General features: G+C 62.5%; 15 protein-coding genes. 12 read left to right on the forward strand and 3 right to left on the reverse strand.

The features are described from left to right. Positions 1-84: 84 nt before the first annotated feature. Positions 85-2,373 (forward strand): primary-amine oxidase, encoded by a 2,289-nt coding sequence (gene tynA, locus ACM6I6_RS04270; protein ID WP_414919465.1) that lies wholly within the window; start codon positions 85-87, stop codon positions 2,371-2,373. A gap of 132 nt (positions 2,374-2,505) precedes the next feature. Here tynA and feaR read toward each other — a convergent pair whose 3' ends face one another. The 3 genes from feaR to paaY form a co-directional block, all read right to left on the reverse strand. Beyond that, positions 2,506-3,420: a transcriptional regulator FeaR gene (feaR, locus tag ACM6I6_RS04275; RefSeq protein WP_414919466.1), complete on the reverse strand. Its 915-nt coding sequence runs from the start codon at positions 3,418-3,420 to the stop codon at positions 2,506-2,508. An 85-nt stretch (positions 3,421-3,505) separates the two neighbouring features. Next, positions 3,506-4,429, reverse strand: coding sequence for a phenylacetic acid degradation operon negative regulatory protein PaaX (paaX, locus tag ACM6I6_RS04280; protein ID WP_274075470.1), 924 nt, complete (start codon positions 4,427-4,429; stop codon positions 3,506-3,508). A 128-nt stretch (positions 4,430-4,557) separates the two neighbouring features. Next, a complete protein-coding gene (gene paaY, locus ACM6I6_RS04285) occupies positions 4,558-5,148 on the reverse strand; it encodes a phenylacetic acid degradation protein PaaY (RefSeq protein ID WP_408597813.1) in 591 nt (196 codons plus the stop codon). Positions 5,149-5,497: 349 nt separating this feature from the next. Between paaY and paaF the strand changes: the two genes are divergently transcribed. The 11 genes from paaF to paaE all read left to right on the forward strand — a co-directional run bounded on the left by paaF (position 5,498) and on the right by paaE (position 15,845). Beyond that, on the forward strand, positions 5,498-6,271 hold the full coding sequence (gene paaF / locus ACM6I6_RS04290; RefSeq protein WP_274075472.1) for a 2,3-dehydroadipyl-CoA hydratase PaaF: 774 nt from the start codon (positions 5,498-5,500) through the stop codon (positions 6,269-6,271). 37 nt (positions 6,272-6,308) lie between these two features. After that, complete coding sequence (gene paaG, locus ACM6I6_RS04295) at positions 6,309-7,100, forward strand: 2-(1,2-epoxy-1,2-dihydrophenyl)acetyl-CoA isomerase PaaG (protein ID WP_274075473.1); 792 nt, start codon at positions 6,309-6,311, stop codon at positions 7,098-7,100. A 3-nt stretch (positions 7,101-7,103) separates the two neighbouring features. Continuing rightward, the gene (paaH, locus tag ACM6I6_RS04300) at positions 7,104-8,621 is read left to right on the forward strand and encodes a 3-hydroxyacyl-CoA dehydrogenase PaaH (RefSeq protein ID WP_414919467.1); all 1,518 of its coding nucleotides are present in this window, start codon (positions 7,104-7,106) and stop codon (positions 8,619-8,621) included. Further along, positions 8,614-9,063 carry a hydroxyphenylacetyl-CoA thioesterase PaaI gene (gene paaI, locus ACM6I6_RS04305; protein WP_323627189.1) on the forward strand — a complete coding sequence of 150 codons (450 nt, stop codon included), beginning with the start codon at positions 8,614-8,616 and terminating at the stop codon, positions 9,061-9,063. Before paaH ends, paaI begins: the two co-directional genes overlap by 8 nt. After that, positions 9,056-10,267 (forward strand): 3-oxoadipyl-CoA thiolase, encoded by a 1,212-nt coding sequence (gene pcaF, locus ACM6I6_RS04310; RefSeq protein ID WP_414919468.1) that lies wholly within the window; start codon positions 9,056-9,058, stop codon positions 10,265-10,267. The genes paaI and pcaF overlap by 8 nt, the downstream gene beginning before the upstream one ends. 99 nt (positions 10,268-10,366) lie before the next feature. Beyond that, positions 10,367-11,692: a phenylacetate--CoA ligase PaaK gene (paaK, locus tag ACM6I6_RS04315; protein ID WP_323627190.1), complete on the forward strand. Its 1,326-nt coding sequence runs from the start codon at positions 10,367-10,369 to the stop codon at positions 11,690-11,692. Between the two features lie 309 nt (positions 11,693-12,001). Continuing rightward, entirely contained in the window at positions 12,002-12,991 is a 990-nt protein-coding gene (paaA, locus tag ACM6I6_RS04320) for a 1,2-phenylacetyl-CoA epoxidase subunit PaaA (protein WP_414919469.1), read from the forward strand. 171 nt (positions 12,992-13,162) lie between these two features. Beyond that, a complete protein-coding gene (gene paaB / locus ACM6I6_RS04325) occupies positions 13,163-13,444 on the forward strand; it encodes a 1,2-phenylacetyl-CoA epoxidase subunit PaaB (protein ID WP_020795551.1) in 282 nt (93 codons plus the stop codon). Positions 13,445-13,452: 8 nt separating this feature from the next. After that, positions 13,453-14,214: a 1,2-phenylacetyl-CoA epoxidase subunit PaaC gene (paaC, locus tag ACM6I6_RS04330; protein ID WP_414919470.1), complete on the forward strand. Its 762-nt coding sequence runs from the start codon at positions 13,453-13,455 to the stop codon at positions 14,212-14,214. Beyond that, the gene (gene paaD / locus ACM6I6_RS04335; RefSeq protein ID WP_274075480.1) at positions 14,201-14,734 is read left to right on the forward strand and encodes a 1,2-phenylacetyl-CoA epoxidase subunit PaaD; all 534 of its coding nucleotides are present in this window, start codon (positions 14,201-14,203) and stop codon (positions 14,732-14,734) included. The genes paaC and paaD overlap by 14 nt, the downstream gene beginning before the upstream one ends. Positions 14,735-14,768: 34 nt before the next feature. Continuing rightward, positions 14,769-15,845, forward strand: coding sequence for a 1,2-phenylacetyl-CoA epoxidase subunit PaaE (gene paaE / locus ACM6I6_RS04340; RefSeq protein ID WP_414919471.1), 1,077 nt, complete (start codon positions 14,769-14,771; stop codon positions 15,843-15,845). Positions 15,846-15,862: the final 17 nt, after the last annotated feature.

Below are 15,862 nucleotides of genomic sequence, written 5' to 3' on the forward strand. Positions count from 1 at the left end.
TGGCAGGAATCCAAAGGCAGGCATCGACTGGCTGTAGCAAAGTGCAACAATGCCAGTCACCGGCTTTTCTCCAGGAATGCACCCATGTCCAGCGCCAAAGCATCGCCCAAAAGATCACCGCTTGCCCGGCTCGCCCTGGCCATTTCCCTGAGTGTCCTCGGCCTGCCTTTGTGCATGGGCACTGCCCAGGCCCACGGTGGCCACGCCGAAATGGTGCCGCTGCAAGCGGGTCTCGAGGAATTTGGTGCCACCGTCAAATGGGACGACTACTCGAACCTGTTCACCATTGCCAAGGACGGCGTCTATCTCAAGGTCAAGCCGGACAGTAAAGTGGCCATGCTCAACGGCAAGCGCATGGAGCTGACAGTGCCCGTGGTGTTCAAGGGCAAGACGGCGTACATGTCCAAGGACTTCATCAACCAGGTCTTCCAGTCCGGCCTGGACACGACCTTCGTCGTCGAGACCCGTCCCAGCCCGCTCAACCCCCTGAGTGCGGCTGAAATCACCACGGCGGTGGACATCGTCAAGCAATCGGAACACTACAAGCCAGGTTTTCGCTTCACCGAAGTATCGGTCAAGGAACCGCCGAAGGATCAGGTGTGGAACTTCGTCTTCACCGGGCAAAACGTCACACAGCCGCGCCAGGCCACTATCGTGGTGCTCGACGGCAAGCATGTGATCGAAGCGCTGGTGGATCTAGACAGCAAGACGCTCAACTCATGGAAGCCGATCGAAGGCGCCCACGGCATGGTGCTGCTGGATGATTTCGCCACGGTGCAGACCGCAGTCGAGACCAGCCCCGAATACGCGCAAGCCTTGGCCAAGCGCGGCATCAACGATGTGAAGAAGGTCGTCGCGACGCCGCTGACCGTCGGTTACTTCGACGGCAAGGACGGTCTGGCCCAGGACAAGCGCCTGCTGAAGATCGTCAGCTACCTCAACGTCGATGACGGCAACTATTGGGCGCACCCGATCGAGGGCCTGGTGGCGATTGTCGATCTGGAGCAGAAAAAGCTCATCAAGATCGAAGACGAAGCGCTGATTCCGGTGCCGATGAAACCGACGCCCTACGACGGACGCGGGCGCAAGGGCGTAGCGGTCAAGCCGCTGGAAATCATCGAACCCGAAGGCAAGAACTACACCATCACCGGCAACAGCATTCACTGGCAGAACTGGGATTTCCACGTTCGCCTCGATTCGCGGGTCGGCCCGATCCTGTCCACGGTCACCTATGACGACCAGGGCAAGAAGCGCAAGGTCATGTACGAAGGCTCCCTGGGCGGCATGATCGTGCCTTACGGCGACCCGGACGTCGGCTGGTACTTCAAGGCCTACCTCGACTCGGGCGACTACGGCATGGGCTCCCTGACCTCGCCAATCGCCCGCGGCAAAGACGCCCCGGAAAACGCCGTGCTGCTGGACGCCACCATCGCCGACTACACCGGCGCACCGACCGCGATCCCGCGGGCCATGGCGGTGTTCGAGCGCTACGCCGGGCCGGAATACAAACACCAGGAAATGGGCCAGCCCAACCTCAGCACCGAGCGGCGCGAACTGGTGGTGCGCTGGATCAGCACCGTCGGCAACTACGACTACATCTTCGACTGGGTCTTCCAGCAGAACGGCACCATCGGCATCGACGCCGGCGCCACCGGCATCGAAGCGGTCAAGGGCGTGAAATCCAGGACCATGCACGAAGACACCGCCAAGGAAGACACGCGCTATGGCACCTTGCTGGACCACAACATCGTCGGCACCACGCACCAGCACATCTATAACTTCCGCCTCGACATGGACGTGGACGGCGAGCAAAACTCCCTGGTAGAGGTGAACCCGGTAGTGCTGCCCAACGACCGAGGCGGCCCGCGTACCAGCACCATGCAGACCGAAACCCGCGTGGTCAGCACCGAGCAGCAAGCGGCGCAGAAATTCGACCCATCGACCGTGCGCCTGCTGACCAACTTCAGCAAGGAAAACAAGGTCGGCAACCCGGTGTCCTACCAGCTGATTCCCTATGCCGGTGGCACGCACCCGGTGGCCAAGGGCGCCAACTTCGGCACCGATGAATGGCTGTACCACCGCCTGAGCTTCATGGACAAACAGCTGTGGGTGACGCAATACAACCCGGAGGAAAAGTACCCGGAAGGCAAGTACCCGAACCGCTCGGACAAAGACTCGGGACTGGGGCAATTCACTCAGGATAACCATTCGATCGAGAACACCGACGACGTGGTCTGGCTGACCACCGGCACCACCCACATCGCCCGGGCCGAAGAATGGCCGATCATGCCGACCGAATGGGTGCATGTGCTGCTCAAGCCGTGGAATTTCTTCGATGAAACGCCGACGCTGAACCTCAACTCCCCGAAATGAGTCACACACAAAAAAACTGTGGGAGCGAGCCTGCTCGCGATGACGGAGTGTCAGGCGACATCTTTGTCACTGAATGACCGCTATCGCGAGCAGGCTCGCTCCCACAGGGTTAAGCGGTGCCCATGCAAACGGTCACGCATGCTGTTTGCGATACTCCCCCGGCGCTATGCCGAAACGCGATTTAAATGCCGTCGAGAAATAGCTCGAATCGGAAAAACCCCACGAATACCCCAGCACCGACAATTTCTCTTCCTTGCGCGATTGGCGCAGGGATTCGGCGCACAGGTCCAGCCGGCGGTTCTTGATGTAGCGCGCCACCACCAGGCCTTTTTTGGCGAACATCCGGTACAGGCCACGAGTCGAAATGCCGACTTCCCGCGCCAGCCATTCCGGGCACAGTTCTTCGCAGCGGATGTGCTGATCGATGAAGCTCAGGGTCTTGCGGAAGGTCCGCTCGTGCGGATCGGTGCAATCGTCGGTCTGGCTGATGGCCGGGCGCAACAGACTGACGATCGCCTCCAGGGTCGCTTCGCTTTCCTGCCGGGTCAGATGCTGTTGGCGCGTGGCGTCGAGGATCAGCCGATGGGAGAGCATGGCAATGGGCGACGACGCAGCGATGCGGTGGCCGCACTTGACCTGGTTGAAGCGCAGGGTCTGTTCGACCAGTTGATACGGCAGGATCAACGACAACTGCCGGGAGTTTTCGCTGTAGGTGAAATCACTGGGCCGCGCCGCATCGATCAAGGTGATGTCCCCGGCGGACAGCAGCACCCGGTCGTCGCCCTGGGCCATGCCCGCGGTGCCATCGAGCTGGAACACCGCAAAGTATTTGCCACCCTCGCCCGCCGCCACTTCCTGCGGCGTGCGGTACAGCCGCGCCTGGCAGGCGTCGACGAAGCTGAGCTTGAGGGCATCGCTGCGGTATTCGCGGATCTGGCCCGCAAAACCGGTGCCCAGGGGTTGTGCGTTGAAGGCGCCACAGATCTGGTTGATCTGATGGATCCACTGATCGAACCCATCCTGGCGCTGTGCAGTTGTAGAAATCATGTCAGGCCTCACGCAGGCTTGTTTTTATTGTCTACGTCAATCAACAGGTTCTCCTGAACAGCGACTCTCCTTTACCCTCGACGGGTTATTTCAACCCGCCAAAGCGTCGATAAAAGCTCTCGCCCACATCCGGCAACGGGCCGTCGGCGGTTTCCAGTGCACTGTTCAGCCATTCCTCGGCCTTGGCGTAGATCAAACGGTAAATGTTGCGGCACAACTGTCGGGCCGCGCGTCCTTCCCAATCGCCGGGCAACAACTCGTCCGGCAGTTGCGGGTCACGCAGCAGCAATTTGCGGTATTCGTGAATAAGCAGGATCCGCGCCAGGAAGCAGTCCGAAGGCTGCAGGTTTTCCTGCTCGCGAAGTGCTTGCCAGAGCGGTCGGAACAGCTGGATGAACTCGCTGTAGTGGGTGGCCAGTTCCTCGATGTTCCAGCTCTCGCGCACCTGCAGCCTCAGAGCCTTGGAGGCCAGTACGTCCTGGGCGGTGGTTTCGAAGACGATGGTTTCTTCCTGGGCGCCGAGGTCCAGCAGCGTGGCGTTGACATCGGTGCGATCACTGCGCGGACAGGCCAGCACCACCGGCGAAATCGCACCAAAACCTTGCCATTCAAGCTCTTCGCGCACTTGTTTGCGCTTGTCCTGGGTCAGTTGCGACAGCATCACCAGGCACCAGGAACCATCCCAGGCCGGCATCGTGGTGCTGTAGACCCGCTTGAACGCCTTGTCGAAACGCCGGCGACCGGTGCCGGTCAGGCTGTAGTAACTGCGCCGACCGACCTTTTCGGCGGTCAGCCAGCCTTCCTTGGTCAGGCGGAAAATCGAGGTGCGGATCAGCCGTTCGTTGATGCCGATCGGTTCGAGCAACTGGATCAGGCTGCCCAGCCACACGGTACCGCCATGGGGCTCGATGGCATCACCGTACAACGTGATGATCAGCGAGCTGGCGCGGATCGGCGTCTGTTCCTGGAAGCGGGTGATCAGGTGATTCAAGGGTGTCAGGGACGACATGGGCGTACCGAGCAAAAAAAGAAAAGGAATATACCGGTAGGAGCTGCCGGAGGCTGCGATCTTTTGATCTTGATCTTTCAAAAATCAACATCAAAAGATCGCAGCCTGCGGCAGCTCCTACGGGGGAATCAACCACCTTTAGGGCGATGGCCGCTGTCGCTGATACGCGGGCGATCCGGCTCTGGCTCCGCCAGCGGTTCACACACCTGCATCTGTTCCAGGCACCGCCTGGCCAGCTGTTGATACTCACGAGTCCCCGCCTGTTTCCACGCCACTTCCTGATCGCTGAGGGTGCGCTTGACGCTGGCCGGTGCGCCCATCACCAGCGACTGCTCCGGGCATTCGAAGCCGGCCTTGACGAAGGCCGCCGCCGAAACGAAGGACCGCGGGCCGATGCGTGCGTTGTCCATCACCACCGCATTCATCCCCACCAGCGCATCGGCGCCGATCCGGCAACCGTGCAGCACCGCGCCGTGGCCGATGTGACCGTTACGCTCCACCACCGTGTCGCTGTCGGGAAAGCCGTGCATCACGCAGGTGTCCTGGATGTTGGCGCCCTCCTCCAGCACGATCCGCCCGAAGTCGCCCCGCAGGCTGGCCAGCGGCCCTACATAACAGTGGGGGCCGATGATCACGTCGCCGATCAACACGGCGGACGGATGCACATAGGCGCTCGGATCAACCACCGGGGTCAGGCCATCAAGGCTGTAGCAGGTCATGGCAGCTTCCTTCACAAAGCGATGCGGATATTGACTTATTTTGTATCATATCGCTTTTCAATTCACAAAGACTAAAAAGCGTATCACTTGAACCGGGCCTTTCCGACGACCTGCGCCGCAACGCAAAAACAGCCTTAAAACCCAATAAAATATGAACTGAAACCGCCACCCATAGTGCTAAAGCATCACTGGATAACAGCTGAACTCACATCAATAAGACACATTAAATGAATTTTGTTATTGCATTTGCGTATCACATTGCAGGTATACTCCGGCAAAACCGGCCCCTGCGGCCGATCCAATAACAAGCCGGCATCACCGCCGAGCGTTCACCGTGAGGGCCTCCGCCATGCCTCAAACCCTTGCCGTCGAATTCATCGAGCCTGGCGTACGCCTGATTACCCTGCAGCGCCCGCAAGCGCTGAACGCCCTGAACACGCAGCTGCTGGGCGAACTGGCGGACGAATTGAGCGTGGCCCAAGCCGATCCCGAGACCCGTGCCGTGGTCCTGACCGGTAGTCGCAAGGCCTTCGCCGCCGGTGCCGACATCAAGGAAATGGCCGAGCGCGACCTGGTCGGCATCCTCGACGACCCGCGCCAGGCCTCCTGGCAGGCCATCACCCGCTTCAACAAACCGCTGATCGCCGCGGTCAACGGCTTCGCCCTTGGCGGTGGCTGCGAACTGGCAATGCACGCCGACATCATCATTGCAGGTGTTGACGCCCGCTTCGGCCAGCCGGAAATCAATCTCGGGATCATGCCCGGCGCAGGCGGCACCCAACGCCTGCTGCGCGCCGTCGGCAAGTCCATGGCCATGCAAATGGTCCTGACCGGTGAGCCGATCGACGCCCGCCAGGCCCAGCGCGCCGGCCTGGTCAGCGAAGTTACCCAGCCGGAATTCACCGTCGATCGCGCCCTGCAGATCGCCCGCCACATCGCCGGCAAAGCCCCGCTGGCGGTGCGCCTGGCCAAGGAAGCGCTGCTCAAGGCGATGGACACGGACCTGGCCAGCGGCCTGCGTTTCGAGCGCCATGCCTTCACCGTGCTGGCCGGCACCCGCGACCGCGACGAAGGCATCGCCGCCTTCCAGGAAAAACGCACGCCGACCTTCACCGGTCAGTAATCACCGAATTCGAGATCGCCAAGAGAGCGCCAAGACCATGAACTTCGAACACATCCTGTTTTCCATCGAGGCCGGCGTCGCCCTGCTCAGCCTCAATCGCCCGGAGCAGCTCAACAGCTTCAACACCCAGATGCATGGCGAAGTGAAGGAAGCGCTCAAGCAAGTGCGGCAGAACCCCGACGTGCGCGTGTTGCTGCTGACCGGCGAAGGTCGTGGCTTCTGCGCCGGCCAGGACCTGAGCGACCGCAATGTCGCGCCGGGCAGCGCCGTGCCGGACCTGGGCGAGTCCATCGAGAAGTTCTACAACCCGCTGATCCGCCAGCTGCGCGACCTGCCGATGCCGGTCATCTGCGCGGTCAACGGCGTGGCCGCCGGTGCCGGCGCGAACATTCCCCTGGCCTGCGACCTGGTGCTGGCAGCGCGTTCGGCCAGCTTCATCCAGGCGTTCTGCAAGATCGGCCTGATCCCCGACTCCGGCGGCACCTGGACCCTGCCGCGCCTGGTCGGCATGGCCCGCGCCAAGGCACTGACCCTGCTCGGCAATCGCTTGACGGCCGAACAGGCCGAGCAATGGGGCTTGATCTATCGCTGCGTGGAAGACGCCGAACTGCGCGATGAAGCCCTGAAACTGGCGCAACACCTGGCCACCCAGCCGACCTACGGCCTGGCGCTGATCAAGCGCAGCCTGAACGCCAGCCTGAGCAACACCTTTGACGAACAGCTGGAACTGGAACGTGACCTGCAACGCCTGGCCGGGCGCAGCGAGGACTATCGCGAAGGTGTCGGCGCCTTCATGGAAAAACGCAGCCCAAGCTTCAAGGGGCGCTGAGTCATGACCGCACTGAACAATTCTGCACGTATCGCGGTGATCGGCGCCGGTGCCATGGGCGCCGGCATTGCCCAGGTCGCGGCGCAGGCCGGGCATCCGGTGCTGCTGCTGGACAATCGCCCCGGCGCTGCCGCCCAGGCCATTGCCGGCATCGACCGGCAACTGGGCAAACGGGTCGAGAACGGCAAGCTGTCCGCCGATGCGCGCAGCGCGACGATTGCACGCCTGCACGCCGTGGAAGCGATCGAAGCCCTGGCCGATTGCGCGCTGATCATCGAAGCCATCGTCGAGAACCTCGAGGTCAAGCGCGCGCTGTTCCGCCAGCTGGAAGAGATTTGCGGCGACCGCTGCATCCTGGCCAGTAACACCTCGTCGCTGTCGATCACCCGCATCGCCGCGCAACTCGATCACCCGCAACGCCTGCTCGGCCTGCACTTCTTCAACCCGGCACCGGTCATGCCGCTGGTGGAAGTGGTCTGCGGCCTGGCCAGCGATCCGGTGTTGGCCGAGTGCCTGTACGACACCGCCAAGGCCTGGGGCAAAAAACCGGTGCACACCCGCTCCACCCCGGGTTTCATCGTCAACCGCGTGGCCCGGCCGTTCTACGCAGAAAGCCTGCGCATGCTCCAGGAAGGCGCCGCCGACTGCGCGACCCTGGATGCGCTGATGCGCGAGGCCGGCGGCTTTGCCATGGGCGCGTTCGAGCTGACCGACCTGATCGGCCATGACGTCAACTATGCCGTGACCTGCTCGGTGTTCGATGCCTATTACCAGGACACACGCTTCCTGCCTTCGCTGATCCAGAAAGAGCTGGTGGACGGCGGGCGCCTGGGGCGTAAAAGCGGCCAGGGATTCTACAGCTACGTCCAAGGGGCCGAGCGCCCGCCCGCCGCCGAGATCAGCAGTGCTGCGGCCGTCGAAGCGTGCATTGCCGAAGGCGACCTGGGCATCGCCCAAGGTTTGCTTGCACGTCTGCGCGAGCAAGGCGTCGACGTCATCCAGCGCGATGGTCGCGGCTTGCTGCGGGTCGGTGACGCGGTGCTGGCCTTGAGCGACGGGCGCATGGCCTGTCAGCGCGCCAGGGAAGACGGACTGCGCAACCTGATCCTGCTGGATCTGACCCTCGATTACAGCAAGGCCCAACGCATCGCCATCAGCCATGCGGCGGGCATTGATCCGCTGGCCCTGGAACAAGGAATCGCCCTGCTGCAACGCGCCGGCCTCAAGGTCAGCCTGCTCAGCGACAGCCCGGCACTGGCCGTCCTGCGCACCGTGGCGATGCTGGCCAACGAAGCGGCCGATGCCCTGCTGCAAGGCGTGGCCTCGGCGGCCGACATCGACCTGGCGATGCGCGCCGGAGTCAATTATCCACAGGGGCCGTTGGCCTGGGCCGACGCCATCGGGCTCGAGCAGATCCTGACCGTGCTGGACAACCTGCAAGCCACCTATGGCGAAGAACGCTACCGGCCGTCGCTACTGCTGCGCCGTCGGGTCGCCGAAGGGAGAACGTTCCATGACTAACCACGAAGCGATGAACCTGGCCGTCAACTGTGCACAAACGCTGCTCCAGCGTGACGCCGCCAGCCAGGGGATGGGCATCCGTCTACTGTCCGCGGCCCCTGGTTGCGCCCGTGTGGGTATGACCGTGCGTGCAGACATGGTGCAGGGCCACGGCACCTGCCACGGCGGCTTTCTGTTTGCCTTGGCCGACTCGGCATTCGCCTTTGCCTGCAACAGCTACAACGAAGCCACGGTGGCCATCGGCTGCAGCATCGACTACATCGCCCCGGCGCGCCTGGGCGACACGCTGACGGCCGATTGCATCGAGCAAAGCCGTTCCGGCCGCACCGGCAACTACGACGTACGCATCGAAAACCAGCAGGGCCAGCTGATCGCCCTGTTCCACGGCAAATCCTACAAAGTGCGCGGCTCGGTGCTGGCGCAGGAGACCCCCAATGAATGACGCCCTGATCATCGACGCGGTCCGCACCCCGATCGGTCGCTACGCCGGAGTCCTGAGCAGCGTGCGCGCCGACGACCTCGGCGCGGTGCCCCTGCGCGAACTGCTGCGCCGCCACCCGCAGGTCGACTGGAGCAGCGTGGACGATGTGATCTACGGCTGCGCCAACCAGGCCGGCGAAGACAACCGCAACGTCGCGCGCATGTCGGCATTGCTGGCCGGGTTGCCGGTCAACGTGCCGGGTACCACCCTCAATCGCCTGTGCGGCTCCGGGCTGGATGCCATCGGCACTGCCGCCCGGGCGATTCGCAGCGGCGAAACCGGGTTGATGCTGGTCGGTGGCGTCGAATCGATGTCCCGCGCGCCATTGGTGATGGGCAAGGCCGAGCAGGCGTTTTCCCGTGCCGCCGAGATTTTCGACACCACCATCGGCTGGCGTTTCGTCAATCCGCTGATGAAAAAGGCCTACGGCATCGACTCAATGCCGGAAACGGCAGAGAACGTCGCCGAACAGTTCAACATCTCCCGGGCCGACCAGGACGCCTTCGCCCTGCGCAGCCAGCAACGCGCCGCCACGGCCCAGGCCAACGGCCGCCTGGCCAGGGAAATCGTCGCGGTGGAAATTCCCCAGCGCAAAGGCCCGACCAAAGTGGTCGAGCACGACGAGCATCCGCGTGGCGACACCACCCTCGAGCAACTGGCCAAACTGGGCACGCCGTTCCGCGAAGGCGGCAGCATCACCGCCGGCAACGCCTCCGGGGTCAACGACGGCGCCTGCGCGCTGTTGCTGGCAAGCCCGGAAGTCGCCAAGCGCCACGGCCTGACCGCCCGCGGTCGCGTTGTCGCCATGGCCACCGCCGGCGTTGAACCACGCATCATGGGCATCGGTCCGGTACCGGCCACGCGCAAGGTGCTGGAAGTGGCCAACCTGAGCCTGGCGGACATGGACGTCATCGAGCTCAACGAAGCCTTTGCCGCCCAAGGCCTGGCCGTACTGCGCGAACTGGGCTTGAGCGACACCGACCCACGGGTCAACCCCAACGGCGGCGCCATCGCCCTGGGCCACCCGTTGGGCATGAGCGGCGCACGCCTGGTCACCACCGCCCTGCATGAACTTGAGGAACGCAATGGCCGCTACGCCCTGTGCACCATGTGCATCGGCGTCGGCCAGGGGATCGCGCTGATCATCGAGCGTCTATCCCACTAAAGAATCGCGATTCCCGGGGAGCCGAGAGGTATCCTTGGGGCATGCACTCAAAGCCCCTGCATGCAGTGGCTGGAACACAAAAACAATTCGAGTGAACACATGAACATGCCAATTGCCCAAGCCGTGCTTGATCCCGTGCTGGACCCGCTGGAAACCGCCAGCATCGACGAGCTGCGCCAGCATCAGCTGGAGCGCCTGCGCTGGAGCCTGAACCACGCCTACAACAATGTGCCGCTGTACCGTCAGCGCTTCGATGCGCTGGGCGTGCACCCGGACGACATCAAGTCCCTCGACGACCTGGCGAAATTCCCCTTCACCACCAAGTCCGACCTGCGCGACAACTACCCCTACGGCATGTTTGCCGTGCCGATGCACGACATCGTGCGCCTGCACGCGTCCAGCGGCACCACCGGCAAACCGACGGTGGTCGGCTACACCCAGAATGACATCGACACCTGGGCCAACGTGGTGGCGCGCTCGATCCGCGCCGCCGGTGGCCGGCGTGGCGACAAGGTGCACATCTCCTACGGCTACGGCCTGTTCACCGGCGGCCTCGGCGCCCACTACGGCGCCGAACGCCTGGGTTGCACGGTGATCCCGATGTCCGGCGGCCAGACCGAAAAACAAGTGCAGTTGATCAAGGATTTCCAGCCGGACATCATCATGGTCACGCCGTCCTACATGCTCAACATCGCCGACGAGATCGAGCGCCAGGGCATCGACCCGCACAAACTGGCCCTGCGCCTGGGCATCTTCGGCGCCGAGCCATGGACCGCCGAACTGCGCAGCGCCATCGAGGCACGCATGGGCATCACCGCCCTGGACATCTACGGCCTCTCGGAAATCATGGGCCCGGGCGTGGCGATGGAATGCGCCGAAACCAAGGATGGCCCGACGATCTGGGAAGACCACTTCTACCCGGAAATCATCGACCCGGTCACCGGCGAAGTGCTGCCGGACGGGCAGATGGGCGAACTGGTGTTCACCTCCCTGAGCAAAGAAGCCCTGCCGATGATCCGCTACCGCACCCGCGACCTGACACGCCTGCTGCCGGGCACCGCACGGCCGATGCGGCGCATCGACAAGATCACCGGGCGCAGCGATGACATGCTGATCATCCGCGGAGTCAACGTGTTCCCGACGCAGATCGAGGAGCAGGTGCTCAAAGTCAAACAACTTGCCGAGTGCTATGAGATACATCTGTATCGCAATGGCAACCTGGACAGCGTGGACGTGCACGTCGAGTTGAAGGCCGAACATCAGCACCTGAGCGATGAACAGCAGAAGGCTATTTGCGGGGAGTTGAGCAAGCACATCAAGACGTATATCGGGATCAGTTCGCGGATCGTGTTGCAGCCGTTCCACTCGATCAAGCGTTCCGAGGGCAAGGCTTGCCACGTATTGGACAAACGCCCTAAAGCATGACTGCTGCACCCCTTATGGCCCCGCTTTTGCGGGGCTTTTTTTTGGGTTTTTTTCATGAAAAACAGACACCCCTCTCTGTAGGAGCTGGCTTGCCAGCGAAGGCATGCGTCCAGTCGATAAATTTGCCAACTGAGCCACCGCTTTCGCTGGCAAGCCAGCTCCTACAGGGGAACGGTGCTTCATGAAGGACCGCTCAACCTGAAAGCGATACAAAAATAAATACGACACGTCATTTTATGTTTGATATTAAATTCTGTATCGCTTATAAAGTTCTCCATGCCTTCAACAGATTCACGGCGGGAGCCCCCCATGTACGCACAGCTCGTAGAAACAGGCGTAAAGCGCATAAAAGACCTCTCGGAGATGTCCGAACAGGAACGCGCCTTCCAGGAAAAAATCGATTCGGAAATCAAGATCGAAGCGAAGAACTGGATGCCAGATGCCTACCGCCAGACCCTGATCCGGCAGATTTCCCAGCACGCCCACTCGGAAATCGTCGGCATGCTCCCGGAAGGCAACTGGGTCACCCGCGCACCAAGCCTCAAACGCAAACTGCAATTGATGGCCAAGATCCAGGACGAAGCCGGTCACGGCCTGTACCTGTACAGCGCCATGGAAACCCTGGGTGCCGACCGTGATGAAGAAATCGCCAAGCTGCACAGCGGCAAGGCCAAGTACTCGAGCATCTTCAATTACCCGACGCTGAACTGGGCCGATATGGGCGCGGTGGGCTGGCTGGTGGATGGCGCGGCGATCGTCAACCAGGTGGTGCTGCAACGCACCTCCTACGGCCCCTATTCCCGGGCCATGGTGCGCATCTGCAAGGAAGAGAGCTTCCACCAGCGCCAGGGCTACGAAATTCTCCTGACCATGATGCGTCACGGTACCCAGGCGCAAAAAGACATGGTCCAGGACGCGATCAACCGCCTGTGGTGGCCGTCGCTGATGATGTTCGGCCCGAGCGACGAACACTCGCCGAACAGCGCGCAGTCCATGGCCTGGAAAATCAAGCGCCAGAGCAACGACGAACTGCGCCAGCGCTTCATCGACCAGACCATCCCGCAGCTGGAACTGCTGGGCTGCACTTGCCCCGATCCGGACCTGAAGTGGAACGCCGAACGCGGCCACTACGACTTCGGCGAAATCCAGTGGAGCGAATTCTACGAAGTGCTCAAGGGCAACGGCCCGTGCAACACCGAACGCGTCGCCACCCGCCGCAAGGCGATCGAAGACGGCGCCTGGGTTCGTGAAGCCGCCGTCGCCCACGCCCGCAAAAAACAAAACAAGAACGCCGCCTGATTCGGCCCGTTTGATGATCTTGATCTTCGGCGACTCCCATGCCGCCAAACGATCGCAGGCTGCGCCAGCTCCTACAGGAGCCGGTGATCCCATGTAGGAGCTGCCGAAGGCTGCGATCTTTTGATCTTCAGCCCCGTCAGCAAAAAACCGAACAGATGTGGAGTAATTGAAATGTCCGAGTGGACCCTCTTCGAAGTCTTCGTGCGCAGCAAGCACGGCCTCAACCACAAACACGTCGGCAGCGTGCATGCCGCCGACACCACCATGGCCATCGAGAACGCCCGCGAGCTCTACACCCGCCGCAGCGAAGGCGTAAGCCTGTGGGTGGTGCCCTCAAAGCTGATCACCGCTTCTTCGCCGGATGAAAAAGACCCGCTGTTCGATCCGTCGGACGACAAGGTCTACCGCCACGCCAGCTTCTACGAGCTGCCGGCCGAAGTCGGGCACATGTGAGGTCGACCATGAACAACAAGACTGATCTGATCGAATACCTGCTGCGCCTCGGCGACAGCGCCCTGATCCAGGGCCAGCGCCTGTGCCAGTGGTGCGGCAAGGCGCCAGCGCTGGAAGAAGAGTTGGCGCTGATGAACGTCGGCCTCGACCTGGTGGGCCAGGCGCGCAACTGGCTGGACTACGCCGCCGAACTGCTGGACGACGGCCGTGACGCCGATCACCTGGCGTTCCGCCGCGACGAGCGCGCCTATCGCAACCTGCTGCTGGTGGAACAACCCAACGGCGACTTCGCGGTGACCATGCTCAAGCAGTTCCTCTATGACGCCTGGCATTTGCCGGTGTTGCAGGGCCTGAGCCAGTCCAGCGACGAACGCATTGCCGGGATCGCTGCCAAGGCCGTGAAGGAAGTGACCTATCACCTGCGCCGCTCCGGCGAATGGATCGAGCGCATGGGTGACGGCACCGAGGAAAGCCACCAGCGCATGCTCGCGGCCATCCCCGAAGTCTGGCGCTTCACCGTGGAACTGATCGCGGCCGATGACAGCGAGCTGCGCCTGTGCGAAGCCGGCATCACTCCGGACATCGCCAGCATCGCCACCCAGTGGCAAGCCAAGGTCAACCAGATCTTCACCAGCGCCACCCTGCCCGTGCCGGCCGCGCCAAGCTATTTTTATCTGAACGCACGCAAGGGCCTGCACAGCGAACACCTGGGCATCCTGCTGGCCGAAATGCAGTTCCTGCCACGAGCGTACCCCGATGCAACCTGGTGAGCTGATCGCCAGCGACCTCGGCGCCCGGCCGGCTCAACCGACCGATCTGGCTGCCGCGTGGGCGATTCTGTCCGAAGTCATGGACCCGGAAGTACCGGTGGTCAGCGTGGTCGACCTCGGCATCGTCCGCGACCTGGACTGGCAGGCCGGCCATCTGCACGTAGTGGTCACGCCGACCTACTCCGGCTGTCCGGCCACCGAAGTGATCGAGGGCGATATCCGCCAGGCGCTGGAACTCGCCGGATTCAAGGCGCCGCAACTTGAGCGCAAATTGACCCCGGCCTGGACCACCGACTGGATCAGCGCCAGCGGCCGCGAACGCCTGCGCGCCTACGGCATCGCGCCGCCCGAAGGCAGCACCAGCAAACGCAGCCTGCTCGGCGAGAGCCCGCTGGTTCTTTGCCCGCAATGCGGCAGCGCCCACACCGAGGTGCTCAGCGAGTTTGGTTCCACCGCGTGCAAGGCGCTGTACCGCTGCGTCGATTGCCGGGAACCGTTCGACTATTTCAAGTGCATCTGAGCGGCGAATCGGCCGACCCAGCTGGAGAACAACAATGAGCAAATTTCACAGCCTGACCATCAAGGATGTGCGCACCGAGACCCGTGACGCGGTGTCCATCGCCTTCGAGATTCCGCAGGATCTGCAAGACAGCTTTCATTACACCCAGGGCCAGCACCTGGTGATGCGTACCCAACTGGACGGCGAAGAAGTGCGCCGCTCCTATTCGATCTGCACCGGTGTCAACGACGGTGAACTGCGTGTCGCCATCAAGCGTGTGGCCGGTGGACGCTTTTCCGCGTTTGCCAACGAACAGCTCAAGGCCGGGCACAGCCTGGAAGTGATGCCGCCCGCCGGGCATTTCAGCGTGGAACTCGACCCCGCTCGCCACGGCAACTACCTGGCGGTCGCGGCCGGCAGCGGCATCACGCCGATCCTGTCGATCATCAAGACCACCCTGCAAACCGAGCCCAACAGCCGCGTCACCCTGCTGTACGGCAACCGCTCCAGCTCCGGCGCACTGTTCCGCGAACAGCTTGAAGACTTGAAGAACCGTTACTTGCAGCGCTTGAACCTGATCTTCGTGTTCAGCCGCGAGCAGCAGGATGTCGACCTGTACAACGGCCGGATCAACGCCGAGAAATGCGAGCAACTGTTCAGCCGCTGGCTCGACGTCAAGGCCCTCGACGCCGCTTTCATCTGCGGCCCGCAGGAAATGACCGAAACCGTGCGCGACAGCCTCAAGGCCAAGGGTATGTCGCCCGAGCGAATCCACTTCGAACTCTTCGCCGCTGCTGGCAGCCAGCAGAAACGCGAGGCCCGCGAAGCGGCGCGCCAGGTGGATGCAGCAGTCAGCCAGATCACCGTGATCAGCGACGGCCGAGCCCTGGCCTTCGACCTGCCGCGCAACAGCCAGAGCATCCTCGACGCCGGCAACGCCCAGGGCGCCGAACTGCCCTACTCGTGCAAGGCCGGCGTGTGCTCGACCTGCAAGTGCAAGGTCGTCGAAGGCGAAGTGGAAATGGACAGCAACCACGCCCTGGAAGACTACGAAGTGGCCGCCGGTTATGTGCTGTCGTGCCAGGCCTTCCCGATCAGCGACAAGGTGGTGCTGGATTTCGACCAGCTCTGAAACACCGCAAAACCCTG

This window comes from Pseudomonas sp. IT-P218, assembly GCF_949767605.1.
GTDB lineage: Bacteria > Pseudomonadota > Gammaproteobacteria > Pseudomonadales > Pseudomonadaceae > Aquipseudomonas > Aquipseudomonas putida_AE.